This is a genomic window from Micromonospora sp. NPDC002717 (genome assembly GCF_040295705.1).
GTDB lineage: Bacteria > Actinomycetota > Actinomycetes > Mycobacteriales > Micromonosporaceae > Micromonospora.
In genome coordinates this window covers 167,171-193,905 of the sequence record NZ_JBEOVW010000001.1, presented here as the reverse complement: position 1 = coordinate 193,905, position 26,735 = coordinate 167,171, and the positions used below count along the sequence as shown (strand labels likewise).

Annotated in this window: 26 protein-coding genes; 14 read left to right on the top strand and 12 right to left on the bottom strand. The window is 74.3% G+C overall.

Going from position 1 to position 26,735, the window contains the following annotated elements:
• The first annotated feature begins 68 nt into the window (after positions 1 to 68).
• On the top strand, positions 69 to 833 hold the full coding sequence (locus tag ABT006_RS00975; protein WP_350701696.1) for a DUF4230 domain-containing protein: 765 nt from the start codon (positions 69 to 71) through the stop codon (positions 831 to 833).
• Positions 834 to 1,143: 310 nt separating this feature from the next.
• Here ABT006_RS00975 and ABT006_RS00970 read toward each other — a convergent pair whose 3' ends face one another.
• Complete coding sequence (locus ABT006_RS00970) at positions 1,144 to 1,338, bottom strand: PspC domain-containing protein (RefSeq protein WP_350701694.1); 195 nt, start codon at positions 1,336 to 1,338, stop codon at positions 1,144 to 1,146.
• A gap of 367 nt (positions 1,339 to 1,705) precedes the next feature.
• Here ABT006_RS00970 and ABT006_RS00965 point away from each other — a divergent pair, with 367 nt between their 5' ends.
• From ABT006_RS00965 to ABT006_RS00925, 9 genes are all read left to right on the top strand, one after another.
• On the top strand, positions 1,706 to 3,076 hold the full coding sequence (locus tag ABT006_RS00965) for an L-serine ammonia-lyase (RefSeq protein ID WP_350701693.1): 1,371 nt from the start codon (positions 1,706 to 1,708) through the stop codon (positions 3,074 to 3,076).
• 58 nt (positions 3,077 to 3,134) lie between these two features.
• Positions 3,135 to 3,962: an ABC transporter permease gene (locus ABT006_RS00960; protein WP_350701691.1), complete on the top strand. Its 828-nt coding sequence runs from the start codon at positions 3,135 to 3,137 to the stop codon at positions 3,960 to 3,962.
• A 2-nt stretch (positions 3,963 to 3,964) separates the two neighbouring features.
• Positions 3,965 to 4,711, top strand: coding sequence for an ABC transporter ATP-binding protein (locus ABT006_RS00955; protein WP_350701689.1), 747 nt, complete (start codon positions 3,965 to 3,967; stop codon positions 4,709 to 4,711).
• Positions 4,708 to 6,720, top strand: a complete 2,013-nt coding sequence (locus ABT006_RS00950; protein WP_502890819.1) for a DUF5941 domain-containing protein — start codon at positions 4,708 to 4,710, stop codon at positions 6,718 to 6,720. The genes ABT006_RS00955 and ABT006_RS00950 overlap by 4 nt, the downstream gene beginning before the upstream one ends.
• Positions 6,721 to 6,736: 16 nt before the next feature.
• Complete coding sequence (locus tag ABT006_RS00945; RefSeq protein ID WP_350701687.1) at positions 6,737 to 8,944, top strand: bifunctional glycosyltransferase/CDP-glycerol:glycerophosphate glycerophosphotransferase; 2,208 nt, start codon at positions 6,737 to 6,739, stop codon at positions 8,942 to 8,944.
• Between the two features lie 159 nt (positions 8,945 to 9,103).
• Complete coding sequence (locus tag ABT006_RS00940; protein WP_350701686.1) at positions 9,104 to 10,399, top strand: ABC transporter ATP-binding protein; 1,296 nt, start codon at positions 9,104 to 9,106, stop codon at positions 10,397 to 10,399.
• A 46-nt stretch (positions 10,400 to 10,445) separates the two neighbouring features.
• Positions 10,446 to 10,910 carry a DUF4442 domain-containing protein gene (locus tag ABT006_RS00935; protein WP_350701684.1) on the top strand — a complete coding sequence of 155 codons (465 nt, stop codon included), beginning with the start codon at positions 10,446 to 10,448 and terminating at the stop codon, positions 10,908 to 10,910.
• Between the two features lie 64 nt (positions 10,911 to 10,974).
• Complete coding sequence (locus tag ABT006_RS00930; protein ID WP_350701683.1) at positions 10,975 to 11,727, top strand: HAD-IA family hydrolase; 753 nt, start codon at positions 10,975 to 10,977, stop codon at positions 11,725 to 11,727.
• The gene (locus tag ABT006_RS00925; protein WP_350701681.1) at positions 11,724 to 14,096 is read left to right on the top strand and encodes a glycoside hydrolase family 65 protein; all 2,373 of its coding nucleotides are present in this window, start codon (positions 11,724 to 11,726) and stop codon (positions 14,094 to 14,096) included. Before ABT006_RS00930 ends, ABT006_RS00925 begins: the two co-directional genes overlap by 4 nt.
• A 39-nt stretch (positions 14,097 to 14,135) precedes the next feature.
• On the opposite strand, the gene ABT006_RS00920 is transcribed toward ABT006_RS00925, so the two are convergent.
• Positions 14,136 to 14,312 (bottom strand): hypothetical protein, encoded by a 177-nt coding sequence (locus tag ABT006_RS00920; protein WP_350701680.1) that lies wholly within the window; start codon positions 14,310 to 14,312, stop codon positions 14,136 to 14,138.
• Positions 14,313 to 14,522: 210 nt separating this feature from the next.
• On the opposite strand from ABT006_RS00920, the gene ABT006_RS00915 reads away from it, so the two are divergent.
• Positions 14,523 to 15,188, top strand: a complete 666-nt coding sequence (locus tag ABT006_RS00915; protein ID WP_350701679.1) for a dienelactone hydrolase family protein — start codon at positions 14,523 to 14,525, stop codon at positions 15,186 to 15,188.
• 152 nt (positions 15,189 to 15,340) lie between these two features.
• On the opposite strand, the gene ABT006_RS00910 is transcribed toward ABT006_RS00915, so the two are convergent.
• Positions 15,341 to 16,477, bottom strand: coding sequence for an AI-2E family transporter (locus ABT006_RS00910; RefSeq protein ID WP_350701677.1), 1,137 nt, complete (start codon positions 16,475 to 16,477; stop codon positions 15,341 to 15,343).
• Positions 16,478 to 16,747: 270 nt separating this feature from the next.
• Between ABT006_RS00910 and ABT006_RS00905 the strand changes: the two genes are divergently transcribed.
• The 3 genes from ABT006_RS00905 to ABT006_RS00895 all read left to right on the top strand — a co-directional run bounded on the left by ABT006_RS00905 (position 16,748) and on the right by ABT006_RS00895 (position 18,572).
• On the top strand, positions 16,748 to 16,930 hold the full coding sequence (locus tag ABT006_RS00905) for an antitoxin (protein WP_350701676.1): 183 nt from the start codon (positions 16,748 to 16,750) through the stop codon (positions 16,928 to 16,930).
• Between the two features lie 195 nt (positions 16,931 to 17,125).
• The gene (locus ABT006_RS00900) at positions 17,126 to 18,331 is read left to right on the top strand and encodes a cytochrome P450 (protein WP_350701674.1); all 1,206 of its coding nucleotides are present in this window, start codon (positions 17,126 to 17,128) and stop codon (positions 18,329 to 18,331) included.
• Positions 18,332 to 18,335: 4 nt separating this feature from the next.
• A complete protein-coding gene (locus ABT006_RS00895) occupies positions 18,336 to 18,572 on the top strand; it encodes a ferredoxin (RefSeq protein ID WP_350701672.1) in 237 nt (78 codons plus the stop codon).
• A 41-nt stretch (positions 18,573 to 18,613) separates the two neighbouring features.
• Here ABT006_RS00895 and ABT006_RS00890 read toward each other — a convergent pair whose 3' ends face one another.
• From ABT006_RS00890 to eccB, 9 genes are all read right to left on the bottom strand, one after another.
• Positions 18,614 to 19,498, bottom strand: coding sequence for an aminoglycoside phosphotransferase family protein (locus ABT006_RS00890; RefSeq protein ID WP_350702658.1), 885 nt, complete (start codon positions 19,496 to 19,498; stop codon positions 18,614 to 18,616).
• A gap of 221 nt (positions 19,499 to 19,719) precedes the next feature.
• On the bottom strand, positions 19,720 to 20,406 hold the full coding sequence (locus tag ABT006_RS00885) for a C39 family peptidase (RefSeq protein WP_350701671.1): 687 nt from the start codon (positions 20,404 to 20,406) through the stop codon (positions 19,720 to 19,722).
• 347 nt (positions 20,407 to 20,753) lie between these two features.
• A complete protein-coding gene (locus tag ABT006_RS00880) occupies positions 20,754 to 21,158 on the bottom strand; it encodes a pyridoxamine 5'-phosphate oxidase family protein (RefSeq protein WP_350701669.1) in 405 nt (134 codons plus the stop codon).
• Positions 21,159 to 21,191: 33 nt separating this feature from the next.
• Complete coding sequence (locus ABT006_RS00875; RefSeq protein ID WP_350701668.1) at positions 21,192 to 21,524, bottom strand: DUF1232 domain-containing protein; 333 nt, start codon at positions 21,522 to 21,524, stop codon at positions 21,192 to 21,194.
• 156 nt (positions 21,525 to 21,680) lie between these two features.
• On the bottom strand, positions 21,681 to 22,493 hold the full coding sequence (locus ABT006_RS00870; protein WP_350701666.1) for a hypothetical protein: 813 nt from the start codon (positions 22,491 to 22,493) through the stop codon (positions 21,681 to 21,683).
• Positions 22,494 to 22,797: 304 nt separating this feature from the next.
• Positions 22,798 to 23,172 carry a hypothetical protein gene (locus ABT006_RS00865; protein WP_350701664.1) on the bottom strand — a complete coding sequence of 125 codons (375 nt, stop codon included), beginning with the start codon at positions 23,170 to 23,172 and terminating at the stop codon, positions 22,798 to 22,800.
• A gap of 201 nt (positions 23,173 to 23,373) precedes the next feature.
• Positions 23,374 to 24,651, bottom strand: coding sequence for a WXG100 family type VII secretion target (locus tag ABT006_RS00860; protein WP_350701662.1), 1,278 nt, complete (start codon positions 24,649 to 24,651; stop codon positions 23,374 to 23,376).
• Entirely contained in the window at positions 24,644 to 25,012 is a 369-nt protein-coding gene (locus ABT006_RS00855) for a hypothetical protein (RefSeq protein ID WP_350701661.1), read from the bottom strand. Before ABT006_RS00855 ends, ABT006_RS00860 begins: the two co-directional genes overlap by 8 nt.
• A gap of 107 nt (positions 25,013 to 25,119) precedes the next feature.
• Positions 25,120 to 26,712, bottom strand: coding sequence for a type VII secretion protein EccB (gene eccB / locus ABT006_RS00850; protein WP_350701659.1), 1,593 nt, complete (start codon positions 26,710 to 26,712; stop codon positions 25,120 to 25,122).
• Positions 26,713 to 26,735 lie beyond the last annotated feature (23 nt).

Genomic DNA, 26,735 nt, shown 5'->3' with positions numbered 1-26,735 from the left:
CGAGCGCCTGTCGTACCGGGGCCTTACCGTCATGACAGACGACGTGTCTGACGAGGACGGTGAGGGCCATGGCCCGCGACGGTGACATCAACGAGCCCACCAGGGAGTTCCCGGGCTACCCGACCGGCGAGGAGCTCAAGGCCCGGACGGACGTCGCACCCGAGCCCGCGCCGGGCGCGCCGACGCCGGCCGGTGGGCCGGCCCGCGGTCTGCTCTGGGTGCTCGGCGCGGCGGCCCTGGCGGTGGTGGTGCTGCTCGGCGTGCAGGCCACGGGCATTCTGCCGGACTTCCGCAACCCGTTCGCCAAGGAGCAGACCGACCGCAGTCAGCCGCCGCTGCTCAAGTCGATCCAGGACCTCAGCCGCTACGTCGCCGCCGAGGGCAACTTCCAGGTGGTCGTGGACCTCCAGAACGACCGGCGCAACGTGCCCGACTGGCTGCTCAACCAGCGCACCCTCTTCGTGGGGGCGGGCAGCGTCGAGGCGTACGTGGACTTCGCCAAGATCTCCGAGGGCGCGGTGGTCGAGTCGGCCGACGGCAAGTCGGTGGAGATCAGGCTGCCGGCGCCGCAGCTCGGCAAGACCAACCTCGACCTGGAGAAGAGCTACGTCTTCGCCGAGGAGCGCGGGCTGCTCAACCGGATCGGCGAGCTGGTGGACGGCGATCCCAACCGCCAGCAGCAGGTCTACCAGCTCGCCGAGGAGCGGATCACCACCGCCGCCCGGGACAGCGGCCTCACCCAGCGGGCCGAGGAGAACACCCGCAAGATGCTGGAGGGTCTGCTCCGCTCCCTCGGCTACGAGAAGGTGACGGTCACCTACACCGCCCCGTGACCATCGTAGCCGTCGTGCGTGCACAGCTCGGGTCGGTTCTGCTCAGCCGGAATGACCGACTTCCAGGCTTGCAGGGGCCCGGGCTGGGTGGTCAGGGGGACCACCGTGCGGCCGTTGCGGACGCGGGGCGTGTGACGGATCCGCGGATCGCCGACCTCCGGCGCCCCGACCAACTCGTCCAGTGGCACTACCTCGCGGCGTTCCGAGTCGCGTTCAACGCTGGGGCGAGCATCACCTCCGTCACCTGGATCGGCGCCGCCCTGGCCGCCGTCACGGTGCCGGCCATCCTCCTCGACCGGGCAATCTCACGTCACCGGTTGCGGTCCTCGTTCGGCATCAGGACCCAGAGCACCAGGTAGAAGATCACCTGGGTGCCGGGCAGCAGCAGCGACAGTAGGAACAGCAGCCGGACGAACCCCGCCGACCTGCCGAAACGTTGGGCCAGACCGGCGCAGACACCGGCGATCATGCGCCCCTGACGGGGGCGGACCAGTGTGCGACTCATCGTCGTACTCCCATTCTGCGGCGTTCGCCGCGTCTGCCTCAACGGTAGGAACGGGCACCCACCACGCCCTCGGCCCCAGGGAGGATCGGCCGCCCGCGTCCCCGTAGGTGGTTACCCGCGCCGATCCGGACGGGTGCCCGTGGCACCCGTCCGGATCGACGACCCACGGGGGCCTCGGGGCAGTCCCCGCGCGGCGCCGGCTTTCCGGATGCCGACGATCGGGGCGACGCGCCGGGCAGCCGGTGAGCTGGGCGGGTAGGCTCGCCGGTCGGGCACCCGCACCTCCGGGTGCCGACGGCCGCCCGGTCCCGGGCCGGCCACGACCGGGCCGGACCCCGCGAGGGGTACGACGGCGAGGAAGTGCAGCATGATCAGCGTTTTCGACCTCTTCAGCGTCGGCATCGGGCCGTCCAGCTCGCACACGGTGGGGCCGATGCGGGCCGCCCGCACGTTCGTCGCCGGGCTGAAGGCCGACGGGCTGCTGACCGGCACCGTCCGGGTGCAGGCGGAACTCTTCGGCTCGCTCGGCGCCACCGGTCACGGCCACGGCAGCGACCGCGCGGTGCTGCTCGGGCTGGCCGGCGAGGCGCCGGAGACGGTCGACACCGACACCGTCGACGCGCGGATCAGCCGGATCAGGGCGGAGCGCCGGCTGAGCCTGCTCGACGCGCACGATATCGGCTTCGACCCGGACCGGGACCTGGTGCTGCACCGGCGCCGGTCGCTGCCGTACCACCCGAACGGGATGACCTTCGTCGCGTACGACGACCGGGGCGCGGAGCTGCGCGTGCGGACGTACTACTCGGTCGGCGGGGGGTTCGTGGTCGACGAGGCGGCGGCCGGGGCGGACCGGATCAAGCCGGACGCGACGCGCGTACGGCACCCGTTCCTCACCGGCGCGCAACTGCTCGACGTGACCGCGTCGACCGGGCTGTCGATCAGCGAGGTGATGCTCGCCAACGAGCTGTCCTGGCGCAGCGAGGGCGAGGTGCGCGCCGGCCTGCTGGAGATCTGGCGGGTGATGCGGGAGTGCGTCGAGCGGGGCTGCTCGCGGGACGGGGTGCTGCCCGGTGGGCTGAAGGTCCGCCGCCGCGCCGCCGAGCTGCGCCGCAGCCTGGCGACGGAGTCCGACCCCACCGACCCGCTGCGGGCGATGGACTGGGTGACCCTCTTCGCTCTCGCCGTCAACGAGGAGAACGCGGCCGGCGGCCGGGTCGTCACCGCGCCGACCAACGGGGCGGCCGGGATCATCCCGGCGGTGCTGCACTACTACACCCGGTTCGTGCCGGGCGCCTCCGACGAGGGGGTGGTCCGGTTCCTGCTGGCGGCGGGCGCGATCGGCGTGCTGTTCAAGGAGAACGCGTCGATCTCCGGCGCGGAGGTGGGCTGCCAGGGCGAGGTGGGCTCGGCCTGCTCGATGGCCGCCGCCGGGCTGGCCGAGGCGCTCGGCGGCACCCCGGAGCAGGTGGAGAACGCCGCCGAGATCGGCATGGAGCACAACCTCGGGCTGACCTGCGACCCGGTCGGTGGCCTGGTGCAGATCCCCTGCATCGAGCGGAACGCGGTGGCTAGCATCAAGGCGATCACGGCCGCCCGGCTGGCGCTGCGCGGCGACGGGGTGCACCACGTGTCGCTCGACAAGGTCATCAAGACCATGCGCGAGACCGGCGCGGACATGAAGGTGAAGTACAAGGAGACGGCGCGCGGCGGCCTGGCCGTCAACGTGATCGAGTGCTGAGGGGCGCTCGTTCATCGACTGCTAACCTGTCGTCCGTCCGGTGAGGCGGGAGGCGACGGTGACCTCTGGCGTCGCGGCGTTGTGGTCGCACCGCAACTCCCTGCGCATCCTCGTCCGGCGCGACCTGGCGGTGAAGTACCAGCAGTCCGTGCTCGGCTACCTCTGGTCGCTGATCGAGCCCCTCGGCATGGGGGCGATCTACTGGTTCGTCTTCGGCGTCCTCTACTCCCGGGACACCACCCGGCACCTCGGCGACGCGGCCGACTCGTACCCGCTGTTCCTGATCACCGGGATCTTCGCCTGGATGTGGACCAGCTCGGCGCTGAGCGAGGCGACCAACGCGCTGACCGGCCAGTCCCGGCTGATCACGACGATGAACGTGCCCCGGCAGGTCTTCCCGATCGGCCGGGTCACCGGCCGCTTCGCCGAGTACGCCGCCGGCCTGCCGATCCTGGTCGCCGTCGCCGTCGGGTACGCCGCGTCCGGCGGGATCGACCTGGGCTGGTCGCTGCTCGCGCTGCCGCTGGCGGTGGCGGTGCAGGCCGTCCTGCTGGTCGGGCTGGCGCTGCTGCTCTCGGCGGTCAACGTGCTGATGCGCGACGTCGAGCGGTTCATGCGGCTGGTCATCCGGGTGCTCTTCTACGCGACGCCGATCATCTACCCGCTGAGCCTGGTGCGGGGCGCCGACCTGCCGGGCTGGCTGAAGGTCGCGTACGAGCTGAACCCGCTGGTCGGCATCTTCCAGCTGCACCACGCGGTCTGGTACCCGGACGAGTTCCCGGACGCCCGGCTGCTCGCCACCACCGTCGGCGTCAGCCTGCTGGTGCTGGCCGCCGGCTGGTGGTCGTTCCGCCGGCTCGAACCCGCCGTGCTCAAGGAACTGTGACGATGGCCGACCCGATCATCGAGGCGGAGGGGCTCGGCATCCGGTTCGTCCGCAACCGGCGGCGGCAGCTGCGGCTGCGCGAGCTGTTCATCCACCGGGGCACGCGCGGCGCGTCCGCCGGCCAGTTCTGGCCGCTGCGGGACGTGTCGTTCTCGGTGGCGGCCGGCGAGACCGTCGGCGTGATCGGCCGCAACGGCACCGGCAAGAGCACGCTGCTGCGGCTGATCGCCGGGGTGCTGATCCCCGACGAGGGGCGGATCCGGGTGCGCGGGGACGTGGCGCCGCTGCTGGAGCTCTCCGCCGGCTTCTCCAACGACCTGACCGGGCGGGAGAACCTCTACCTGGTCGGCGGCCTGCACGGGCTGTCGTCGGGCTATCTGCGGCGGCACTTCGACGACATCGTCTCGTTCGCCGGCGAGCAGGTGGAGCGGGCCATCGACACCTCGGTGCGGCACTACTCGTCCGGCATGAAGGTCCGGCTCGGCTTCGCGATCATCTCGCACCTGCCGCACCCGATCCTGCTCATGGACGAGGTGACCGCCGTCGGGGACGCGGAGTTCCGCAAGAAGTGTTATGCGACGATCGACCGTCTGCTCGGGGAGGGGCGCACTCTGGTGCTGGTGTCACACAACGAAAAGGACCTGACCCGGTTCTGCCGTCGGGGGCTCTACCTCGACGGGGGCCGGCTGAGCGTCGACGGCACGATCGCCGAGGCGCTCGACGCGTACCACTCCGCGGTCCCGCGGTGACCCTCGCGATCGTGCTCGCCGCCGACGCCCCGGCCGCGAGCCTCCCCACCCGCGCGGGCGAACCCCTCGCCGACCGGCTCGCCGCCCAGCTCCGCGCAGCCGGGGCGGACGAGGTGCGCCGCGCCGCCGACCTGGACGAGCTGGCCGCCCTCGTGGACGCGGCCACCGGACCGGTGCTGGTCACCGGCGCCGACCTGGTCGCGCACACCGCCGTCCTGCGGCACCTGGCGACCAGCCCGGTCGGGCCGACGGTGGCGCTGGTGCTCACCGATCCGCCCGGCGACGGGCGCACCGCCGTGCGCGAGGAGCGCGGCCAGGTCGTCGAGGCCGGGCCGCCGGAGACGCTGAACGGGGACGCCACCGGGATCTTCGGCGGCGCGCTGCGGGTCGGCGCCGCGGACCTGCCGTCGCTCGCCGCCGCCGCGCGCGCGGCCGCCGCCGGGGTGCTGCCCGCCGGCGCGCCGTCGGCCGCCGCGCCGCCGCCGGCCGGGCCCGCCGTGGACCGGCTCTTCGCCGGCCTCGCCGGGCTCGGCGCGCTGACCTTCGCCCATCGGGTACGCCTGCTCGTCGCGCACCGGGTGACCGACCCGGCGGGGCTGGCCGCCGCGGAGGCGGCCGTGGCCGCCGTCGACGAGGACCGGGCGGAGCTGCGGCTCTCGGTGAAGGAGCGGGACGACTTCTTCACCACCTTCTTCGTCAGCACCTGGTCCCCGTACGTCACGAAGGCGTCCGCCCGGCTCGGGCTCGGCCCGACGGCCGTCACGATGATCTCGGTGGCCTTCGCGGTGGCCGCCGCCGTGCTGTTCGGCGTCGGCGGCCGGCCGGCGCTGGTCGCCGGGGCGGTGCTGCTCTACCTCGGCTTCGTGCTCGACTGCGTGGACGGCCAGCTCGCGCGTTACACGCGGCACTTCAGCGCCTGGGGCGGCTGGCTGGACACGATGGCCGACCGCGCGAAGGAGTACGTGGTCTACGCCGGCCTCGGCTACGGGGCCACCCAGGCCGGGTTCCGGTACGGCTGGGCGCTGGCGATCGCCGCGATGACGCTGCAGACCGTCCGGCACATGACGGACACGTGGTACGGCGTGCTGCACGACGAGGCGGCGCGCCGGCCGAAGGCCGTCGGCACCTCCGGCGGCGGCATCGGCGACAAGCTGAACGCCGCCTCGAACCGGGTGCAGGCCGACACGGGGTCGGTGTCGTACTGGCTCAAGCGGACGGTGGTCTTCCCGATCGGGGAGCGGTGGGCGCTGATCGCGCTGACCGTGGCGCTGTTCGGCCCGCTGGTCAGCCTGTACGCGGTGCTGGCGTGGGGGGTGTTGGCGTTCGCGTACACCGGGGCGCTGCGTACCCTGCGCGCGCGCTGGATGTGGGTGCCGGTGCTGGACACGGTCGACGCCACCCTGCACCGCGACGACGGCCCGCTGGCCCGCCGGCTGCCGGTGGTCCGCCCGATGGGCCCGCTGACGCTGGCGGTCGTCGCGGCGCTGGGGCCGGCGGCGCTGCTGGTGGCGGCCCAGCTCACCCGGGGCGGCACCGAGGCGGCGGGCCTGGGCTGGGCGGTGCCGGTCGCGCTGCTGGTGCTCCTGGTCGGCGGCCTGGGGGCGGGCGCGGCGCACAACGGGCCGCTGGACTGGCTGGTGCCGGCCGCGCTGCGGGCGGGGGAGTACCTCTTCGCCATCGCGGTCGGGGTGGTCGGCGACGTGCCGCCGTGGCTGGTCTTCGGGTACGTCTTCGTGCTGACCCTGCACCACTACGACCTGACCGCCCGGCTGGAGAAGCGGCAGTCCGCGCCGCCGCTGCACGGTCTCACGCTCGGGTGGGAGGGGCGGTCCGTGCTGCTGACCCTGGCGGCGATCGTCGGAATTGCGGGTATCGGGATGGCTACACTCGGTACGTACCTTCTCATGGTTTTCGTGGGGAGTGTCGTCCTCGCCTGGGTCGTTCTGCCCGCCCGCGCCGCGCGGGCGTCGGTGGGCCTGGCCGGTGCGGGGGGCCGCTCGCCGGGCTGACGGAGGGGCCGGCCGGATGACACTGATCAGTTTCGTCGTGCCGGCCTTCCGGGTGCAGGGCTACCTGCGCGAGTGCCTGGACTCCATCCTCGACCAGCCCGTCGCCGACATCGAGGTGATCGGCGTCGACGACTGCTCGCCGGACGACAGCGGCGAGATCCTCGCCGAGTACGCCGCCCGCGACCGGCGGATGCACACCGTCCGGCTGACGGAGAACGTCGGGCTCGGTCCGGCCCGCAACGTCGGGCTGGACCGGGCCGTCGGCGAGTACGTCTGGTTCGTCGACGGCGACGACTGGCTCGCCCCGGAGTGCCTGGTGGAGGTGGCCGAGCGCCTCCGCGCCACCCGCCCCGACGTCCTCCTGGTCGACCACGTCCGGACGTACTGGAACAACGCCGTCACCCGCAGCGCCATGGCGGAGGTGTTCCCCGAGCCACCCGGCGAGGGCACCTTCCGGCTGCGGGACCGGCCCGAGACGCTGCGGGTGCTGCACACCGCCTGGAACCGGCTGGTCCGCCGGCAGTTCCTACGCGACCTGGGGCTGCGCTTCGCCCCCGGCTGGTACGAGGACGTCTCGTTCAGCTACCCGGTGCTGATGGCCGCCGAGCGGATCGGCGTGCTGGACCGGGTCTGCGTCAACTACCGCCAGCGGCGGTCCGGCGCGATCACCAGGACGCGGGGCGACCGGCACTTCGAGGTCTTCCAGCAGTGGCACCGGGTGTTCCGGCTGATGGACTCCTGGGGGTCGGTGGTCGACGACGTGCGCCCGGCGGTCTTCGAGCGGATGATCTGGCACTACCTGACCGTGCTCGGCAACGGGCAGCGGATCGCGCCGGAGCTGCGGCCCGCCTTCTTCGCCCAGATCACCGCCGACTACGCGCGCTGGCTGCCGTCCGGCGGCTACCCGGCCCCGGGGGGCGCGGAGGGGCTCAAGCACCGGCTGGTGGCCGCCGGCCGCTGGCGCACGTTCAGCGCCCTGCGCACCGCCTACCTGGCGCGGGACACCGCCCGGCGTACCGCCCGGACGACGAGGCGGCGGGTCGCGCCCCGGGCCCGGCGGGCCGCCCGGCTGGCCCGGGACACGCTGCTGCGCGAGTACTACCGGGCCGAGCTGCGCCGACCCGTCGACCCGACGCTGGCCGTGTACGCGGCCTACTGGTACCGCGGCTACGCGGACAACCCGGCCGCGGTCCACGAGGCGGCGCGGCGGCTGGCGCCGCAGGTCCGGGGGGTGTGGATCGTCCGACGCGACCGGGTGGACACCATGCCCGAGGGCGTCGAGTACGTGGTGGCCGGCACCGCCGCCTACTACCGGGCGCTGGCGCGGGCGCGCTGGCTGGTCAACAACGTGAACTTCCCGGACTACGTCCGCAAGCGGCCCGGGTCGGTGCACGTGCAGACCCACCACGGCACGCCGGTGAAGGTGATGGGGCTCGACCAGCAGCGGTATCCGATCGGCGCGGTGGGGATGGACTTCGCCGGGCTGCTGCGCCGGGTGGACCGGTGGGACTTCAGCATCAGCGCGAACAGCTTCTCCACCCAGATGTGGGAGCGGGCCTATCCGGCGGAGTACACCACCCTGGAGGTGGGCTACCCGCGCAACGACCGGCTGGTCAACGCCACCGCCGAGGAGGTGCTCCGGCTGCGCGCGGAGTTCGGGCTCGGCCTCGGCGAGCGGGTCGTCCTGTATGCCCCGACGCACCGGGAACACCTGCCCGGCTACCGGCCGCCGTTCGACCCGGGGCGGCTGCTCGACGTGCTCGGCCCGGCCGGCCGGTTGCTGATGCGCAGCCACTACTTCCACGACCGGGAGCGGCGGGCCCGGCGCCCGGTGGACCGGGACCGGGTGCGCGACGTCAGCGGCCACCCGCGCGTCGAGGACCTCTACCTCGTGGCGGACGTGCTGGTCACGGACTACTCGTCGGCGATGTTCGACTACGCCGTGCTGGACCGGCCGATCGTGGTCTACGCCCCGGACTGGGAGGCGTACCGGCTGGCCCGCGGTGTCTACTTCGACCTGCTCGCGGAGCCGCCCGGCGCGGTGGCCACCAGCTTCGCCGACCTGCTCGACCTGTTCCGCGCCGGCGGGGTCGACTCGGCGGAGGCGGCGAGGGCCCGGCAGCGGTTCCGGGCCCGGTTCTGCGCGCTCGAGGACGGCCACGCCGCCGAACGGGTGGTCCGCCGGGTCTTCCTCGGCGAGCAGTCGCAGCCCCGCTGCCGCTGACCGCGACCGCCCGCGCCCCCGGGGTCGCCTGCCCGTCGCACCCGGTGGGCGCAACAGGGACGTCACGAGTCGAACATGGCACGTTTACCCGATATCCGGATCGAATGATCCTCGTCACAGTCATTCGGGGTTCGGTCGACGAGCTGGGGGGAGGTGACGGTGACCACCGTCGCGCTCAAGGATGTCACGAAGGTGTTCAGGGACGGCACCCTCGCCGTCGACAGCGTCAACCTGGACGTCAACGACGGCGAGTTCATGGTGCTGCTCGGCCCGTCGGGCTGCGGGAAGTCCACGGTGCTGCGGATGGTCGCCGGGCTGGAGGACCCGACGTCGGGCGCGGTGCTGCTCGACGGTGAGCTGGTCAACGACCTGCCGCCGCGGGAGCGGAAGATCGCCATGGTCTTCCAGGACTTCGCGCTCTACCCACACATGACGGTCGGCGACAACATCGCCTTCCCGCTCCGGCTGGCCGGCATGGATGCGGAGCCGCGCGGCGAGCGGGTCACCGACGTGGCCAGCGCGCTCGGCATCGGCGACGTGCTCGGCCGCAGGCCCAACCAGCTCTCCGGTGGGCAGCGCCAGCGGGTCGCGATGGGGCGGGCGATCGTCCGCCGCCCCGGCCTGTTCCTGATGGACGAGCCGCTGTCCAACCTCGACAGCGGGCTCCGGGCCGAGCTGCGCGCCGAGATCTCCGGGCTCACCCGCGAGCTGGGCGTCACCACCATCTACGTCACCCACGACCAGGCCGAGGCGCTGACCATGGCCGACCGGGTCGCCATCATGCGCAGGGGCGTCCTCCAGGACGTGGGGACCCCGACCCAGGTCTACGGCCGCCCCGCCACGCTCTACGTGGCCGCGTTCCTCGGCAGCCCGCGGATGAACCTGCTGGAGGCGTCGGTCTACGTCCACCTGGACCGCTACGTCACCCTCACCCTCGGCGAGCAGGCGCTGCGCCTGCCCTGGGACGACATCCGCAGCCGGGCGGTCGCGCACTACCACGGCGAGCGGATCGTGGTCGGGATGCGGGCCGAGGCGCTCACCCCGGTCGCCCCGGACACGCCGGGCGACGTGCTCCACGGCCGGATCCGCTACCTGGAGCACCACGGTCACGAGTCGCTCGCGTTCGTCGACATCGGGGCCACCGCGATCGTGGTGGACGAGATGGGCACCCCCGTCGACGCCCCGGTCGACCAGCGCGGTCTGCGCCGCTTCGGCCAGATGATGCAGCGGCTGACCGGGCGCGCGGCGGAGGACGAGCCCGCCCCGAGCCACAGCGCCCGGACCAGCGTGCTGAGCGACCCGGGCCGGCACCACCGCCGCCCGGCCGAGCTGGCGGTCCGGCTCGCGCCGTACCCCGCGGTCTCCGCCGGTCACCCCCTGGCCGTCTCCGTGCGAATGGACGCGCTGCACTTCTTCGACGAGCGGGGCGACCGCATCGACGTCGGCTGGCGCTGACCGGGTGGCCCTTGCCGGTGAAGTTACCGACTAGTAACGTCGGGGCATGACCATCGACTCGCGCCAGGTGGCGGCCGGCATGCTGGAGGCCGTGCCGTTCGCGCGTACGCTCGGCCTCGAATTCGTCGAGGTGGCCCCCGAGGCGGAGGGCGGGGTGCGGGCGGTCGTCCGCCTGCCCGACTCGCCGGCCACCCACAACCACGTCGGCGGGCCGCACGCCGGGGCCATGTTCACCCTCGGCGAGACCGCCTCCGGCGCGGTCGTGCTGGCCGCGTTCGCGCCGCTGCTCGACCGGGCCACGCCGCTGGCGGTGCGGGCCGAGATCGCGTACCGGAAGCTCGCCATGGGCCCGGTGCTGGCGACGGCGCGGCTCGGCCGGCCTCCGGCCGAGGTGGTCGCCGAGCTGGAGGCCGGCCGGCGGCCGGAGTTCCCGGTGCAGGTGGAGATCGCCACCGAGGAGGGGAAGGCCACCGGCGCGATGACGGTCGTCTGGACGCTGCGCCCGCACTGAGCCGTTCCGGGCAACCGGGCCGAAACCGGTTTGCCGGCGCGGAGGTCTGGATAGATTCGTAACCGTGCTGGGCCTGCCTGCTCACGTGACCGCCTGTCTCTTCGATCTGGACGGGGTGCTGACGCAGACCGCCCGGGTGCACAACGCCGCGTGGACCGAGACGTTCGACGGCTTCCTGCGGCAGCGTGCCGCCGCCACCGGCGAGGCGTTCCGCCCCTTCGACCCGGGGCCGGACTACAACCGGTACGTCGACGGCCGGCCCCGCGCCGACGGGGTGCGCACCTTCCTCGCCTCGCGGGGGATCGTGCTGCCCGAGGGAGCGCCCGACGACCCCCCGGACGCCGACACGGTCAACGGGGTCGGCAACCGGAAGAACGTGCTGCTGCTGGATCAGCTGCGCACCCGCGGCGTGGACGTCTACCCCGGCTCGGTCGCCTACCTGAAGGCCGCGGCCGCCGCCGGCCTGCGGCGCGCGGTCGTCACGGCCAGCGCGAACGGCCGGCAGGTGGTCGCCGCCGCCGGCCTGGAGCCGCTGCTGGAGGCGCGGGTCGACGGGCTGGTCGCCCGCGCCGAGGGGCTGCGCGGCAAGCCGCACCCGGACACCTTCCTGGCCGGGGGCCGGCTGCTCGGGGTCGACCCGGCCCACGCCGCCGTCTTCGAGGACGCGCTGGCCGGGGTGGCCGCCGGCCGGGCCGGCGGGTTTGGCTACGTGGTCGGGGTCGACCGGGTCGGCCAGGCGGCCGAGCTGCGTGCCCACGGCGCCGACGTCGTGGTCACCGACCTCGCCGACCTGCTCGACACCGGGCGGCCCGCGTGATCAGGGAACGCGCCTATCCCGTCGAGCCGTGGCACATCCGGGAGATCCGGCTGGACATGGACGTCCTGGCCCAGTCCGAGTCGGTGTTCGCGCTCTCCAACGGGCACGTCGGGCTGCGCGGCAACCTGGACGAGGGCGAGCCGCACGGCCTGCCCGGCACGTACCTCAACTCCTTCTACGAGCTGCGCCCGCTGCCGTACGCGGAGGCCGGGTTCGGGTTCCCGGAATCCGGCCAGACCATCGTCAACGTCACCAACGGCAAGCTGATCCGGCTGCTGGTCGACGACGAGCCGCTCGACGTCCGGTACGGCGAACTCCTCTCCCACGAGCGGGTCCTCGACCTGCGCGCCGGCACCCTGCACCGCGAGCTGCACTGGCGGTCGCCGGCCGGCCGCGAGGTCAAGGTCCGCAGCACCCGGCTGGTCTCCTTCACCCAGCGCTCCGTCGCGGCGATCAACTACGAGGTGGAGGCGGTCGGCGCCCCGCTGCGGCTGATCATCCAGTCGGAACTCGTCGCGAACGAGACGCTGCCCGCGCAGAGCCGGGACCCCCGGGTGGCGGCCGTGCTGGAGTCGCCGTTGCAGGCCGAGGAGGAACTCACCACCGACGACGGCGGGCTGCTGATCCACCGGACCAAGCTCTCCGGGCTGCGGGTCGCCGCCGCGATGGAGCACGAGGTGTACGCCCCGGCGCGCAAGACCATCGAGTCCGAGGGGTACGAGGACTGGGTGCGTACCACGATCGGGTGCGTGCTCAAGCCGGGCGAGACCCTGCGGGTGGTCAAATACCTCACCTACGGCTGGTCGAGCCGCCGCTCGCTGCCGGCCCTGCGGGACCAGGTCGGCGCGGCCCTGGCGGCGGCGCGGCTGGACGGCTGGGACGGGCTCCACCGGGAGCAGCGGGAATACCTCGACGAGTTCTGGGACGCCGCCGACGTGGTGGTGGAGGGCGACCCGGAGGTCCAGCAGGCCGTCCGGTTCGGACTGTTCCACGTCCTCCAGGCGGGCACCCGGGCGGAGCGGCGGCCGATCGCCGCGAAGGGCCTGACCGGCCCCGGGTACGACGGGCACGCGTTCTGGGACACCGAGATGTTCGTCCTGCCGGTGCTCACCTACACCCACCCGGCCGCCGTGCGGGACGCGCTGCACTGGCGGCACCGCACGCTGGCCGCCGCGCACGAGCGGGCCCGGATGCTCAACCTGGAGGGTGCGGCGTTCCCCTGGCGCACCATCGAGGGACCGGAGTCGTCGGCGTACTGGCCGGCGGGCACCGCTGCCTTCCACATCGCGGCCGACGTCGCCGACGCGCTGCGGCGCTACGTGCAGGTCACCGAGGACACCGAGCTGGAGCGCGAGATCGGGCTGGAGCTGCTCGTGGAGACCGCCCGGCTGTGGCGGTCGCTGGGCCACCACGACCGGCACGGCCAGTTCCACATCGACGGGGTGACCGGCCCCGACGAGTACACGGCGGTGAAGAACGACAACATCTACACCAACCTGATGGCGCAGCGGAACCTGATCACCGCCGCCGACGCGGTGATGCGCTACCGGGACGAGGCGTTCCACCTCGGCGTGACCGACGAGGAAGCGGCCGCCTGGCGGGACGCGGCGGCCTCCATGCACATCCCGTACGACGAGGAGGTCGACGTCCACGAGCAGGTGGAGGGCTTCACCCGGCTCCAGGAGTGGGACTTCGGGCACACGCCGCCGGAGAAGTACCCGCTGCTGCTGCACTACCCGTACTTCGACCTCTACCGAAAGCAGGTGGTCAAGCAGGCGGACCTGGTCCTCGCCATGCACTGGCGGGGCGACGCGTTCACCCCGGAGGAGAAGCTGCGCAACTTCCTCTACTACGAGCGCCGGACGGTGCGGGACTCGTCGTTGTCGGCGTGTACCCAGGCGGTGCTGGCGGCCGAGGTGGGCCATCCGGAGCTGGCGCACATCTACCTGCGCGAGGCCGCGCTGATGGACCTGCACGACCTCAACGAGAACACCCGCGACGGCGTGCACATGGCGTCGCTCGCGGGCGCGTGGATCGCGTTGGTGGCCGGGTTCGGCGGGCTGCGCGACCACGACGGCACGCTGTCGTTCGCGCCGCGCCTGTCCAGCCGGCTCGGGCGGCTGGAGTTCTCGCTCCAGTGGCGCGGGATGCGGCTGCGGGTGGACGTCCGGCCGCACGAGACCACGTACGCGCTGCGCCACGGTGACCCGGAGGACGTGCTGGAGCTGCGGCACCACGGCGAGACGGTCCGGGTCACCTGCGACGAGCCCGTCACCGTGCCGATCCCGCCGCTGGAGGTCTCCGGACCGGCCCCGGAGCAGGCGCCGGGCCGGGCCCCGCTGCTCCGCCTGCCCGAGAACGAGCCGTGACCCGCCGCCGGCCCGCGCTCGGCGGGCCGGCGGCGTCGGTCAGAGCGGCCTGCCCTGCGAGGGGCGGCCGGCCGCGTCGCGGGGCGTCATCGCCCGCGGGTCGTCGGCCGTGCGTGCCTGGGCCGCTTCGTCCGCCCAGTCCCGGCCGCGTTCGGCGTCCTGTTCGCGCCGTTCCCGGTCGGCGGTCTGCTGGCGGGACTCTCGCTGCTGCGCCATGGCGATCCTCGCGATCCGTCGGGGGCGCGGTCTTGCGCCGGTACGGTCTGCGGTCACCCGCCGGCTACCCGACGCCCCCGGTGGCAAACACCGGGGCGGCCGGCCCGCTTGCGGGCCGTGCGGGCGGGTATGCGAGCCGCCGGGGAGGAGCCGTGGTCCGGTGGTTCGGACGACCGGTCCTGGCCGACGACGTACGGGACGGAGGCGGAGATGGACGTGCGCAGCAGCGAGGTGACGATCCCGGCGGGGGACGCGCAACTCCCGGCTGACCTGCTGGTCCCGGCCGAGCCGGCCGGCGTGGTGCTCTTCGCCCACGGCAGCGGAAGCTCCCGGCACAGTCCGCGCAACACCGCCGTGGCGCACGTGCTCAACCGCGACGCCTTCGGCACCGTGCAGGTCGACCTGCTGACCCCGGCCGAGGACCGGGTGGACGCCCGGACCGCCGAGCTGCGCTTCGACATCCCACTGCTCGCCGGCCGGCTCGCGGCGGTCGTGGACTGGCTGGCGGCGGAGCGGCCCTTCGGTCGGGTGCCGATCGGCCTTTTCGGGGCCAGCACCGGGGCCGCCGCCGCGCTGGTGGCGGCGGCCGCCAGACCGGACCTCGTCGGCGCGGTCGTCTCGCGGGGCGGCCGGCCCGACCTGGCCGGCCCGGCCCTCGGGGAGGTGCGCGCGCCCACGCTGCTGCTGGTCGGCGGCCTGGACGAGCAGGTGATCGCCCTCAACGAGCAGGCGCAGGAGGCGCTGCCGGAGAGCGCCGAGCTGACGGTGATCCCCGGCGCCACGCACCTCTTCGAGGAGCCCGGCAAGTTGGAGCAGGTCGCCCACTGCGCCGCCGACTGGTTCAACGCCCACCTCGCCGTGCCCCGCCCGGCCTGAGCGCCGGCCCGGTGGACGGCCGCTTCGTGCGGGCACCGGCCCCGTGGACGGCTCGGCCGGCGGGCACCGCCCTCCTGGCAGATCGCGCTCAGGCGGGAACCGCCGGCCTGGCGGATCCCGCTCAGGCGGGGCAGCGGCCTGACAGGCCCCGCTCAGGCGGGGGCCGGCGGCGTGGCCCTGGCGTCCGGGGCGGGGCGCTCGCGGTGCTGCTGGACGGTGTCGATGACGCGCCAGACGACGGCGGTGATCGGCACCGAGACGAAGGCGCCGGCGATGCCGGCGATCAGGGTGCCGGCGGTGACCGCCACCAGGATCACCGCCGGGTGCAGCCGCACCTGGCGCTTCATGATGAGCGGCTCCAGCAGGTTGCCCTCGATCTGCTGCACGGCGATCACGGCGGCCAGGGCCAGCAGCGCGGTGACCGGCCCCTTCGCCGCGAGCGCGACGAGCACCGCGACCGCGCCGGCCACGGTCGCGCCGATGATCGGGACGAAGCCGCCGAAGAACGTGATCAGCGCCAGCGGAAAGGCCAGCGGCACCCGGAGCAGCACCAGGGCCAGGCCGATGCCGATCGCGTCGATCGCGGCGATCATCATGGTGCCCCGGCTGTACGCGCCCAGCGTCCGCCAGCCCACCCGGCCCGCCTCGGCGGTCACCGACCGGTTCGGGCCGGTCATCCGGGACAGCACCCAGTGCCACATCGACCGGCCGTCCTTGAGCAGGAAGAACAGCAGCACGAGCGCGAGCAGCGCCGAGCCGATCACCTCGGCGGCCGTCCGAGCCCCCGACACCGGGTCGACCGAGCCCTGCCCGAGACCCTGCCGGGCCTGGTCGAGCAGCCGGTCGAGCTGCTGGTCGCTGACCGGCAGCGTGGAGGTCACGAACTCCCGGGTCCGTTGCAGGCCCTGGCTCAGCTCCTGGCTCAGCTCGCTGAACTGACTGGCGGTCAGCTTCCACACCAGCGCGCCGACCCCGAACAGCACGCCGAGCAGCAGCAGCACGGTGAGCAGGGCGGCCAGCGACGCGGGCAGCCGGAGGCGGCGCAGCGCGAGCTGCACCGGGTCGAGCAGCGCGGTGAGGAAGACGGTGGCGGCCAGCGCGATGGCCAGCGGCGCGAGCAGCACCGCGATCTTTCCCAGCAGGTACAGCCCGGCGACGACCACCACCAGGCAGGCGCTCCACACCACGGCCGAGCGGACCGGCCAGGGCAGCGCCGCCCAGGCCTGTCGGGGCCCCGAGGCCCGGTCCGTCGTCCCCTCGGGCGTCCGCCCGGCACCGTCTGCGACCACGTCGGCCCTCCTCGATCTTCCGCGAGTCGGTACCCGGCCGGCGTCCTCCCGACACCCGTGGCCCCTGTCAACCTGGATGCCGCACCCGGCCCGGGAGGGCGAGTCGGCGGCCGAGCGCCCTCGCGTGGCGTTCCCGCCGGCCTGTCCGCTCCATGGCCTTCTGTGGCGCTCCACGGGTCGCCCGTCCGGTCGGTGACGGCCTGCCCGGTCGCGTTTGTGCCCGGGGCCCCAGGGAAGGCAGAGATCGAAACCCGACCCGAGGAGGACCCGATGAGCGACTTCATGGACAAGGCCAAGGACTTCGCCGACAAGCACGACAAGCAGGTCGACCAGGGCCTGGAGAAGGGCGGCGAGATGGCCGACCAGCGTACCGGCGGGAAGTACGACGACCAGATCGACAAGGGCGTCGACCAGGCCCAGGCCCGTACGGGCGAGGGTGACCAGGTCCGCTGAAGCTCCTTCGGTCCGCTCCCGGGTCGCCGCGCGGTCGGCGGCCCGGGAGCGTCGTTTCCGGCGGATCGACGGTCACCGCTAGCCAGGCATCGACCATTCTCGCTACTATCCGCAGTCGGAACATGACTCGCCGTCGAGTCGCCCCCGGCCGGACCGGCGTCCCCCGCGGACGCCGCGACGAGAGGAAGTCAGCCGGTGACCGAGGCACCCGAGACGACCGTCCCCCAGCGCTATCCGTTCAGCGACCCCGACCGGCTCAACCTCGACCCGCGCTACGCCCGGCTGCGCCGGGACGAACCGCTCACCCGGATCCGGATGCCCTTCGGGGAGCCGGCCTGGCTGGCCACCCGGCACGCCGACGTGCGTACGGTGCTCGGCGACCCCCGGTTCAGCCGGGCCGCCTCGGTGGGCCGGGACGAGCCCCGCAACTCGCCACGGCAGCAGGACACCGGGATCCTGGCCATGGACCCGCCGGAGCACACCCGGCTGCGTCGGTTGGTGGCGAAGGCCTTCACCGCCCGCCGGGTGGAGGAGCTGCGCCCCCGCACCAGGAGGGCCGCCGACGAACTGGTCGACGGCATGCTCGCCGCCGGCCCCCCGGCCGACCTGGTGGAGCACCTGGCCACCCCGCTGCCGATCCGGGTCATCTGCGACCTGCTCGGCGTGCCCGTGGCCGACCAGGACCGCTTCCACACCTGGTCCGAGGCGATCGTGTCGACCACCTCGCTGAGCCCGGAACAGGCCCAGCAGTACATCGACAACCTGTTCGCGTACATGGGCGAGCTGATCGCGCGCCGGCACCGCGAACCCACCGACGACCTGCTCGGCGCGATGGTCCGGGCCCGGGACGCCGACGACCGGCTCGCGGCGGACGAGGTCGTGCGGCTGGCCGCCGGGCTGCTCGCCGCCGGGCACGAGACGACCGTGACCCAGATTCCCAACTTCGTGTACGTGCTGCTCACCCACCCGGCCGAGTGGGCACGGCTGCGGGCCGAGCCGGCGCTGGTGCCCGGCGCCGTGGAGGAGCTGATGCGCTTCGTCCCGCTCGGCGCGTCGTCGGCCTTCGCCCGCTACGCCTTGGAGGACGTCGAGCTCGGCGGCGTGCTGGTGTGTGCCGGCGAACCGGTCGTGGTGTCGATCCCGTCGGCCAACCGGGACGAGACGGTCTTCGCCGAGCCCGACCGGCTCGACCTGGCCCGGCAGGCCAACCCCCACCTCGGCTTCGGCCACGGGGTGCACCACTGCGTCGGCGCGCAACTCGCCCGGATGGAGCTCCAGGTCGTCCTGGAGACCCTGATCGCCCGCACCCCCGGCCTGCGCCTGGCGGTGCCCGAGTCGGAGCTGACCTGGAAGAGTGGCCTGCTGGTGCGGGGCCTGGTGGCCATGCCGGTGAGCTGGTGACGCGGTGAGCGGGCCGGACGAGCAGTGGCGCGTGCACGTGGACCGGACCCGGTGCATCGGGTCGGGGATCTGCGCGGGCACCGCGCCGGGGCACTTCGTGCTGGTGGACGGGCTGTCCCGCCCGCTGGCCGAGCGGGTGGCACCCGACGACGCGCTGGTGGACGCCGCGGACTCGTGCCCCATGGAGGCGGTCATCGTGTCCGAGGTGGACAGCCTGCGCCGGATCGCACCGGAGCCGTGAGCGGCCGGTCCACCAAGCCCGCGTCCGGCCGCTCCCACGCCTCAGTCGAGGACCGCCTCCAGGGTGCGGCGGGCGGTGTCGGCCATCACCGGGTTGGTGTCGACGTAGTAGGGGAGGGTGCCGACGGCCTGGACGATCGCCCAGCCCCGCCCGCGCGCCCAGGTGGCGTCGTCGGCCCCCAGCGCCCGGCGGTAGGTCTCCCGGGCGTCGGGCGGCAACAGGTTCCACGCCGGCATGAGGTCGACCGCCGGGTCGCCGACGCAGACCGCCCCGAGGTCGATGACCGCGGCGAGCCGGCCGTCGCGGACCAGCAGGTTGCCCGGCATCAGGTCGGCGTGGATCCATACGTCCGGCCCGTCGTGTGCGGGGGCGTCGCGGCACTCCGCCCAGACCCGGGCGACCCGGGCGGTGTCGGTCAGGTGGGTGCTCTCGGCCAGGCAGCTACGGACGTACTCGTCCCGGACGGGCAGCGGGCCGCCCCGGGTGCGTCCGTTCCACGCCCGGCCGCCGGTGTCCACCTCGTGCAGCGCACGGACGAACCCGGCGAGGTCGCGGGCGAACTCGACCGGATCGCCGATGCTCCGGTCGCCGGCGGTCTCCCCGGGGATCCAGCGGTACGCCGTCCACGGTCCCGGGTAGCCCTCGCCCGGCTCGCCGAGGGCCACCGGCTCGGGAACCGGCAGCGGTACGTGCGGGGCGAGGCGGCGCGCGTCCTCCTGCTCGCGCCGCAGGTCGTCGCGGAGCTCCGGGTCGACGCCGGGTTGCAGCGGGAAGCGCAGCACGATGTCCTCGCCGAGTCGGAACAGCGCGTTCACGGTGCCGTACGAGGTGACCGGGCGCACCGAAAGCCCGCGCCAGCGGGGGAACTGGTCGGCGACGAGGGCGGTGACGACGTCGGTGGTGACGTCGACCTGGTCGGCATGCATCCTCACCGGGCCGATCCTGCCGCCGCCCCGGGGACAGAGCGACCGGTTTTCACCGGGCGCGCCAGGGGCCGGCACCCGGGTGCCCACCGGACCGGGCGTGGCCCGGCGCGAGGCACCGCAGGAACGCGCGCAAGCGCCGGTGGGGACGGGCAAGGGTCGGGTGGTACGCGCGAGGGCCGGTCCCCCCGTGCGGGGAGACCGGCCCTCGCCGGTGCGTCGGATCAGGCCGAGTAACCGCGCTCGGCGATCCAGTTGGCGACCTTCTCCAGGGTCATCCAGTACTCGCCCTCGGGAGAGGCCGGGTCGGCGATCCGGATGAGGTCACCGCCGTCCCGGTAGCCCACCAGGGTCAGGTAGTGCCCGCCCTCGTACGACTGCGGGTGGCCGTCGGTGTCGACCGCGGTGCCCTTGACGTTGGCCACCACCGGCCGGCCCTCGTCCAGGGCGGCGACCGCGTCGGCCCGCAGCTTGTCGACCTGCTCCGGCTTGGCCACCGGGCCCGAAATCTCCGTGGTCCGGTACCGGCCGCCGGTCAGCTCGTTGAGCACCCGCGTGGTGTCCAGGGCCGAGTCGGTCCCGGCCTCCGTGGTGCCCAGCAGCTTCGCGACCTCGTCCTGCGAGAGGATCTTGCCCTGCGCGGACAGGGCCATCCGCGTCGCGGCCGGGCCGCAGTAGTAGAAGTTGGGCTGCGCCTGGTACTCGATGCCCACCGTGCGCTCGGCCCGCTTGTCGGGGCGGCCGTTCTTGTCGGCCTTGTCGGCCCGCCCGCCCTTGTCGGTGTGCACCGAGGCGACCGGGGCGGTGGCCACCGGCGCGGCCTGGGCGGCCATCGCGGGTCCGGCGATGCAACTGCCCGCCACCAGCAGGCCGGCGACGGAGAGACCGCTCTTGTGGATGATCGGCTTCATTGGTCGGGCTCCAATCGGGGGTTGACGCCTCCGGGAGCCGGAGGCGCAAGCACCGGGACAGGCGCTCGCCTAAAGGGATTCGACGGCCCGGAGCGCGTCCGTGGCCGGGCGTACCAGGGACCCAACGGCCCTGCTCCACGGGGCATTCCGGGGCAGGGGCCGGGGGTCCGGCGGCACGATGAGATGCAACGGCGCCAGGGGCAGCAGGATTCCGGCGTACGGATGCGGCTCGTCACACCCGCGACGTGCGACGGGCTCCTCGGGCTCGTGCCGGCGGTGCCCCGGGCAGCGGTGGTCGGCCGTCTACCGCAGCCGACACCGGCAGGCCGGGCGAACCGGTCAGACGGTCACAGACTTCCCAGCAGGCGCGTCACGGTGATCTCGATGACGACCCGGTCGGGATTGGGGCGCGGTGTCCGGTACCGCTCGGCGTACCGGCGCTCGGCCTCGGCCACGGCGGCCCGGTCGGAGCGGACGACCGCCCGCCCCTCGATGGTGAGCCACCGTCGCCCGTCGACGTGGCAGACGGCCACGGGGGCGCCCACGGGGCCGGCGGCGGCGACGTGTCGGGCCTTGCGGGACGTGCCGCTGGTGATCACCCGGGCCAGGCCCGCCGCAGCGTCGACGGTGACGCCCACCGGCACGACGTGCGGGGTGCCGTCGGCCCGCAGGGTGGTCAACGTCGCCAGGTGCCGTTCCCGGCAGAACGCGGCGACCCGCTCGTCCTGCGGTGCCAACCGGTGGTCGGGCATGTCCGTCCCCTGTCTCGCGGTGGGCGTGCCGGGTCAGGGAACGCGGCGGCGGTTCCGGTCCGGTTCCGGCCCGGCGACCGGTCGGCCGGGCAGCGGAGGACTGCCGGCGCGTCGGTGCCGGAGCAGCCGACCGAGGTAGATCAGCGCGCCGGTCAGCACGGCCATGTCGTCGAGGTAGATCGGGTCGGGCAGCACGTCGATCGGGAGCACGGTGTAGAGCAGCGCCCCGTAGAAGGCGACCTTGCCCTTCACCCCGAGCGTGCCGAGCAGCCGGCGGGTGCGGATCACGCGAACGGCCAGCAGCACCGCGCCGACCAGCGTGACGACCGCCACGACACCGACGAGGACCCACGCCTCCCTGGACATACGGCCACGCTAGCCCAGCCGGGCCAGCTCCGCCCGGATCCGTCGGCCGGCCGGTCGGTACGCGGCCACGGCCACCCGGCCGTGCCGGTCGGTACGCGGCCACGGCCACCCGGCCGCGCCGGTCAGTACGCGGCCACGGCCACCCGGCCGCGCCGGTCAGTACGCGGCCACGGCCGCCCGACCCCGGGCCGCCGGCGGAACCTCCCGGCCGGACACCGCCGGAAGTTCCCGGGTCTGCTCCACCGGCCCCTCGATCAGCGGCAGCAGCGACGGCGACTCCTCGGGCTGGCGGTTGACCGCGGCGAACGCCTCGTCCCGCAGGCTGCGTGCCGACTCGGCGGCGAGTTCGGCGGCGCGCCAGGCGGCCTGCTCCCGCTCCCGGGCGGCCTGCTGCCGGGCGAACAGGTTGTCCCGTACCGCCCGGCGCAGCACCAGCTCCTGCTCGACCGGGTGCAGCCGCGGGTCCCACCCGTTGCGGTGCGCGAAGACGTCGCTGAGCTGCTCCACCGACAGCTCCTTGCGCCAGTACGCGTCCAGCGCGGCCCGGTGCAGGAAGCGCTCGCGCTCGGCGTACTCGGCGGGGGTCCGGCCGGTACGCGGCAGGGGCATCGCCTCGGCGTTCGCCAGCCGTCGGACGTCCGCCTCGGCGGCCTCGTACGCCTGCCAGGCCGTCTCGACCGCCTCCTGCGTGGTCAGCCACTCGGCCCGTAGGCGGGCGGCGGTGGCGGCGGCCCGCTCCGCGGCCACCGCGACCTCCTCCGCGTACCGGGACCGTTCGCGCTGCTCCTCGGCCCGTTCCAGTTCGCTCGGCATCGCCGCGCGGCGGATCAGGCCCCCCGCGTCGAAGCGGAGCCGGCCCGGCCGCAGCAACAGGCCGGCGACGGTGACGGCGACGACGCCGAGCAGGCTCAGCCAGATCACGGCGGCCCGCGGCACATCGAGCAGGACGGAGGAGAGCACGGTCTGCATGGTCAGCACCTCGCGGTCGATCGAGCGAAATCGACGTGTGGTCGTGCCCGTCTGACGGGCGGTCGGGCATCGTGGACGCTTGGGTGTACGTCGGCGGTGGTCGTTCCGGCGGGCGTGCGGGAACGGCCGGACGGGCCGGTACCGAGGCGGGGCGGCCGGAATTGGCGTGCCGGTCCACGCGGTGGCGGACCGGGTGCCGAGGCGGCCGGGATGTCGGGAGGCGGCCCGGCCGGACGGGCCTCGCGCGGCGCGCGGGCGGTCCGTGGCGGGGCCGATGCCTCGGAGAGGCCCGGTGGCCGACGGGTCAGGCGGTGGGTGGACCGCGCCGGGCGGGCACCCCCCGGCCGGGGTCGCGGGCCGGCACGTCCCGGCGGACGAGCGCCTCGGCCCCGGTCTCGGCCGGGACGACGGCCCGGCGGACGGCCGGCGGGGTGGCCGCGTCGACCACGTGCTCGGCGGCCGGGGCACGGCCCGGAAGCGGCTGCTCGACCGGGCCGCCAACGGCGGCGGGGGCGCTCGCGGCGGCCGGGCCGAGGGCGGGGGCGGGCGGTGCCGGTGCGGCGGTCACGCCGCCGAGGCCGACGGCGAGCACCAGCGCGGCGACCGCCAGCCGGGTCAGCTCGCGCAGGGAGCGCAGCGTGACCGACCAGAACGGGTCGGCGGGCGCTACGAACGGCACCGTTCCAACCTATCCCCCGCGAGCGGCCGGCGCAGCGCGGCGGCCACGCCGGTTCGGTGACCGACACCACGCCGTCCCCTGTGGAGGTGCTGGTCGACGCCGTGGGAGTGCCGTCCGGGCCGGGTGGGCCAGCGCCGGCCGCCGGACATGCGACGGCCCACCCGGGGGAAGCCTCCCGCCGGATGGGCCGTCGTCGTGCTGTCAGCCGTCGGTGCCGAGCACCGGCGGCGCGGCGTCCGCGCCGTCCCGCCAGACCATGTCGTCCTCGGTCAGCCAGGTCAGCCGGCCGTCGGCGGTGTCGTCGTCGTGCTGCCCCTGGCGGGCACCCAGGATGCCGGGCCGGTTCGCGGCCCGGCCCGCGCCCGGCCGTCCCGCCCCGGTGGCTGCCTGGTTGCCGGCACCGGCCGTGCCCTGACGCGAGGCGTCGAAGCGCCGCCCCATCCCGGTGGCCGCTCGGTTTTCCGCCGCGGGGGTGCCGCCTGCGGGCCGGGCCGCCGTGCTCGGCGCGGTGCTCGACCCGGCGAGGGCGCCGGTGCCGACCAGACCGCCGGCCGGCGTGCCGCCCTGGGGGCCGAAGTTCAGGCCGGGGTTGGCCGAGGCCGTCGCGGTGCCGCCCGGCCCGGTCAGGCCGGTCGTGCCGGCCGTCGCGCCGGTCAGCAGCGCGGCCCCGGCGAGGGAGGTGCCGGCACCGACGCCGCCCGGCACGCCGCCGGTCGTGCCGGTGCCCGGCTGCCCGCTGCCGCCCGGCGCCGGGGAGCCCTGGCCGGAGCCGGTCTCCGGCCCGGAGGACGGCCGGTCGGGGGCCGCGATGGTGGCGCCGCCCGGCTGCCCCGCGAGACCGCTGCTGGTCGGCGCGGCCGTCGGCGTGGTGGAACCCGGGCCGAGGCGCGGGACCGTGACGGAGTTGTTCTGGGTGGTACCGGGGATGTCCGGGTCCGGCGGGGGCGGCGGGACCAGGCGACCGTACGCCGACAGGTCGTAGCCGGCGGCCAGTTCGGCCACCACCTTGACCATGCGCTGGTGCGCCTTCTCCTGCTCGGCCTTGTCCTGCTGGTGGCCGAGCAGCCCGCCGACCAGGACGCCCGGCACGCCGAAGACGGCGCCCTTGGCCGCGCCGGAGAGCGCCTTGTCGTGGTCGTCGGTCTCGGCCGGGCTCTCCGCCTGCTCGCGGGCGGTGCGCAGGTCGGCGGCCATCAGCGTCAGCCCCCGGCTGACGTCGGCCATGCCCTCGCCGAGCTTGCCGGCGTAGTCGCTGACCAGGGCGAGCCGGCGCTGGAACTCCTGCGAGGCCGAACCCGTCCACGTGTTGGCCAGCTTGTCGAGGTCGCCGTCGAGTTCCTTGACGAGCCCGTCGAGGATGCCCTTGAGGGACGTCCACTGGGCGGCGATGCCGTCGATCTGGCCCGGCTGGCCGGCCATCACACCGTCGTAGAGCTGCTGGTGGCTGACGTGCTGGTAGCGCTGGGTGTACTCAGACACGCGGCTCCCCCTCCCGCTTCAGCGCGTCGTCGACCCCGGCCAGCGCGGCCTCGATGTCGGCGGCGTTGGCCGCGTTGCGCTCCTCGGTGGTGCGGTAGTTGGACAGGATCGTCGCGGTCGCGCTCTGGGACGCCTTCACCGCCTCGCGCAGCCGATCGACCTGGTCCACGTAGGACTGGTAGATCTCGGAATAGCGACGGGCGTTCTCGGTCGCGTCGGCGAACGAGCCCAGCGCCGGCGGCCGGCACTGCATCTCGGTGCGCAGCTTCCGCAACGCCTTCTCCGCTTCGGTCAGCCGGGTGGCCAACTTCTGCTGGAAGTCCTCCAGGGACATCAGGTCGACTGTCGTGCGCCCCGTCATGGCAGCATCCCCGTACGTCATCGTCGATAAACCGTTGGCACGCACAGGTTAGTCGACCGATGCGAGTCGGGCGACCCGCCGGGTGTACCGATCCGTCGCGTCCGGGCTCAGTTGCCCGCGCCCGGCGAGGAGGCGGCCGGGTCGGGCGAGGCCGGCGCCCCCGACGACGGCCCGCCTGACGGCTCCGTGGACCCGCCCGACGACGGCCTCCCGGACGGCTCCGCCGACCCGCCCGACGGGCTCGACGTCGGGCTGTCCGACGGCTTCGCCGCCCCGCCCGAGGAGGCCGCCGGCCTGGCCGACGGCGCGGTGCCGGGCGAGAAGTGGGCGAGCGCGCCGTCCCGCGACAGGGTCGGCCCGGTGGGCACGAGGGCCAGCAGCGACGCGGGTACGGCCAGCGGCTTGTGCCCCTCGTAGCCGAGCGCGCTCATGGCGCCGATGCCGAGCGGGTAGCGGACCCCCTGGGCGCTGATCAGGTAGACGGTGGCGCCGGCGGCGGGCGTGCCGCTCTCGCCGGACCCTGGAGCGGCCTGCACGAGCACGCCCTTGCCGCCGGGCAGCAGCACGGCCTCGGCGGTACGCACGCCGTCGCGCCCGGTCTGCCGCACCGGAACGGCTGCGACCAGCTCCTGCGGCGCGCGGTCGAAGACCTCCAGCGTGGTGGTGGGCGGACCGCCGTTGACCCCCTCCCGGAAGGTCGCGCAGATCGCCGTCCGGCCCACAGTGACCTGGTGCAGCGTGGGCAGGGCCTGCGGCATCCCCGACTCCTCCACCCGCTGGTCGGTCAGCAGCTTGCCGGCCTGCGCGGGGGTGATGTCGGTGACCTCGCCGCCGTCGCGCAGCAGCAGCAGCGCGCTGAGTTCGCCGATCGCGCTGAGGCCCTCCCGGGTGAGCACGTAGTGCTGCCCCGCCGCCCGGAACACCTGGCCCACCCTGGCCGGGCGCTCGGTCCGGGTGCTGGCCTCGTCCGCGCCCGCGATGGCGGGCTTGCGCAGGATCGGCCCGGCCGGCACGGCGTTGAGCAGCTGCTGGCCCACGGGGAGACGGGGCGCGTTGGCCATCCGCAGCGCGGCAAGCGCGGAGTCGCCGCCCGTCACCTGCAACCGGGCGTTCCCGGTGAGCAGGTGCCGCTGGCCGTCCACCTCCACCAGCACCGCGCGGTCGCCGAGCGGCACCCCGCCGGGGAGCGGACGGTTGATCACGACCTGGGTGCTGCCGGAACGGCGGGGGTCGGCCGGGTCGGGCACGTCGCACACGGACCAGGGCAGGCCGGTCAGCGACTTCCGGTCCGGCAGCGCGTCCGGGGCGCCGACGATGCCGACCGTACGGCCGCGGGGCCGCTCGCGGATCGACGCCTGGGACATCGTGCGCACCTGCGGGGCCGGCTCGTTGATGATCAGACGGGCCGAGGTGTAGTTGAGCGTGGGGTGCAGTTGCCCGTCCACGAACACGTACGTCGCCCCGGTCTCCCGCTCGATCACCAGGGTGTTCGGCTCCAGCGGCGCCGTGTTGCCGGTGAACTGCCCGTACGCGCCGACGCCGCCGAGCACCACCGCAGCGGCGATCACGCTGCCGAAGACCGCCATGCCGAGCCGCCGCATCGGCAGGTTGCTGGTCTCCGGGTCGCCCGACAAAAGCGCCGAGACGATCCGGCGGGTGACGAAGCGGTACGCCTGCACCTGATCGCGGCGGGTCCGCATGACTTACCTCCGGCGGGGGTGGG

Bases quoted from the DNA above. Each gene is read 5' to 3' on its own strand.
- ABT006_RS00975 (WP_350701696.1), top strand. From the start codon at position 69: ATGGCCCGCGACGGTGACATCAACGAGCCCACCAGGGAGTTCCCGGGC.
- ABT006_RS00970 (WP_350701694.1), bottom strand. From the start codon at position 1,338: ATGAGTCGCACACTGGTCCGCCCCCGTCAGGGGCGCATGATCGCCGGT.
- ABT006_RS00965 (WP_350701693.1), top strand. From the start codon at position 1,706: ATGATCAGCGTTTTCGACCTCTTCAGCGTCGGCATCGGGCCGTCCAGC.
- ABT006_RS00955 (WP_350701689.1), top strand. From the start codon at position 3,965: ATGGCCGACCCGATCATCGAGGCGGAGGGGCTCGGCATCCGGTTCGTC.
- ABT006_RS00945 (WP_350701687.1), top strand. From the start codon at position 6,737: ATGACACTGATCAGTTTCGTCGTGCCGGCCTTCCGGGTGCAGGGCTAC.
- ABT006_RS00935 (WP_350701684.1), top strand. From the start codon at position 10,446: ATGACCATCGACTCGCGCCAGGTGGCGGCCGGCATGCTGGAGGCCGTG.
- ABT006_RS00920 (WP_350701680.1), bottom strand. From the start codon at position 14,312: ATGGCGCAGCAGCGAGAGTCCCGCCAGCAGACCGCCGACCGGGAACGG.
- ABT006_RS00915 (WP_350701679.1), top strand. From the start codon at position 14,523: ATGGACGTGCGCAGCAGCGAGGTGACGATCCCGGCGGGGGACGCGCAA.
- ABT006_RS00905 (WP_350701676.1), top strand. From the start codon at position 16,748: ATGAGCGACTTCATGGACAAGGCCAAGGACTTCGCCGACAAGCACGAC.
- ABT006_RS00890 (WP_350702658.1), bottom strand. From the start codon at position 19,498: ATGCATGCCGACCAGGTCGACGTCACCACCGACGTCGTCACCGCCCTC.
- ABT006_RS00885 (WP_350701671.1), bottom strand. From the start codon at position 20,406: ATGAAGCCGATCATCCACAAGAGCGGTCTCTCCGTCGCCGGCCTGCTG.
- ABT006_RS00880 (WP_350701669.1), bottom strand. From the start codon at position 21,158: ATGCCCGACCACCGGTTGGCACCGCAGGACGAGCGGGTCGCCGCGTTC.
- ABT006_RS00875 (WP_350701668.1), bottom strand. From the start codon at position 21,524: ATGTCCAGGGAGGCGTGGGTCCTCGTCGGTGTCGTGGCGGTCGTCACG.
- ABT006_RS00870 (WP_350701666.1), bottom strand. From the start codon at position 22,493: ATGCAGACCGTGCTCTCCTCCGTCCTGCTCGATGTGCCGCGGGCCGCC.
- ABT006_RS00855 (WP_350701661.1), bottom strand. From the start codon at position 25,012: ATGACGGGGCGCACGACAGTCGACCTGATGTCCCTGGAGGACTTCCAG.
- eccB (WP_350701659.1), bottom strand. From the start codon at position 26,712: ATGCGGACCCGCCGCGATCAGGTGCAGGCGTACCGCTTCGTCACCCGC.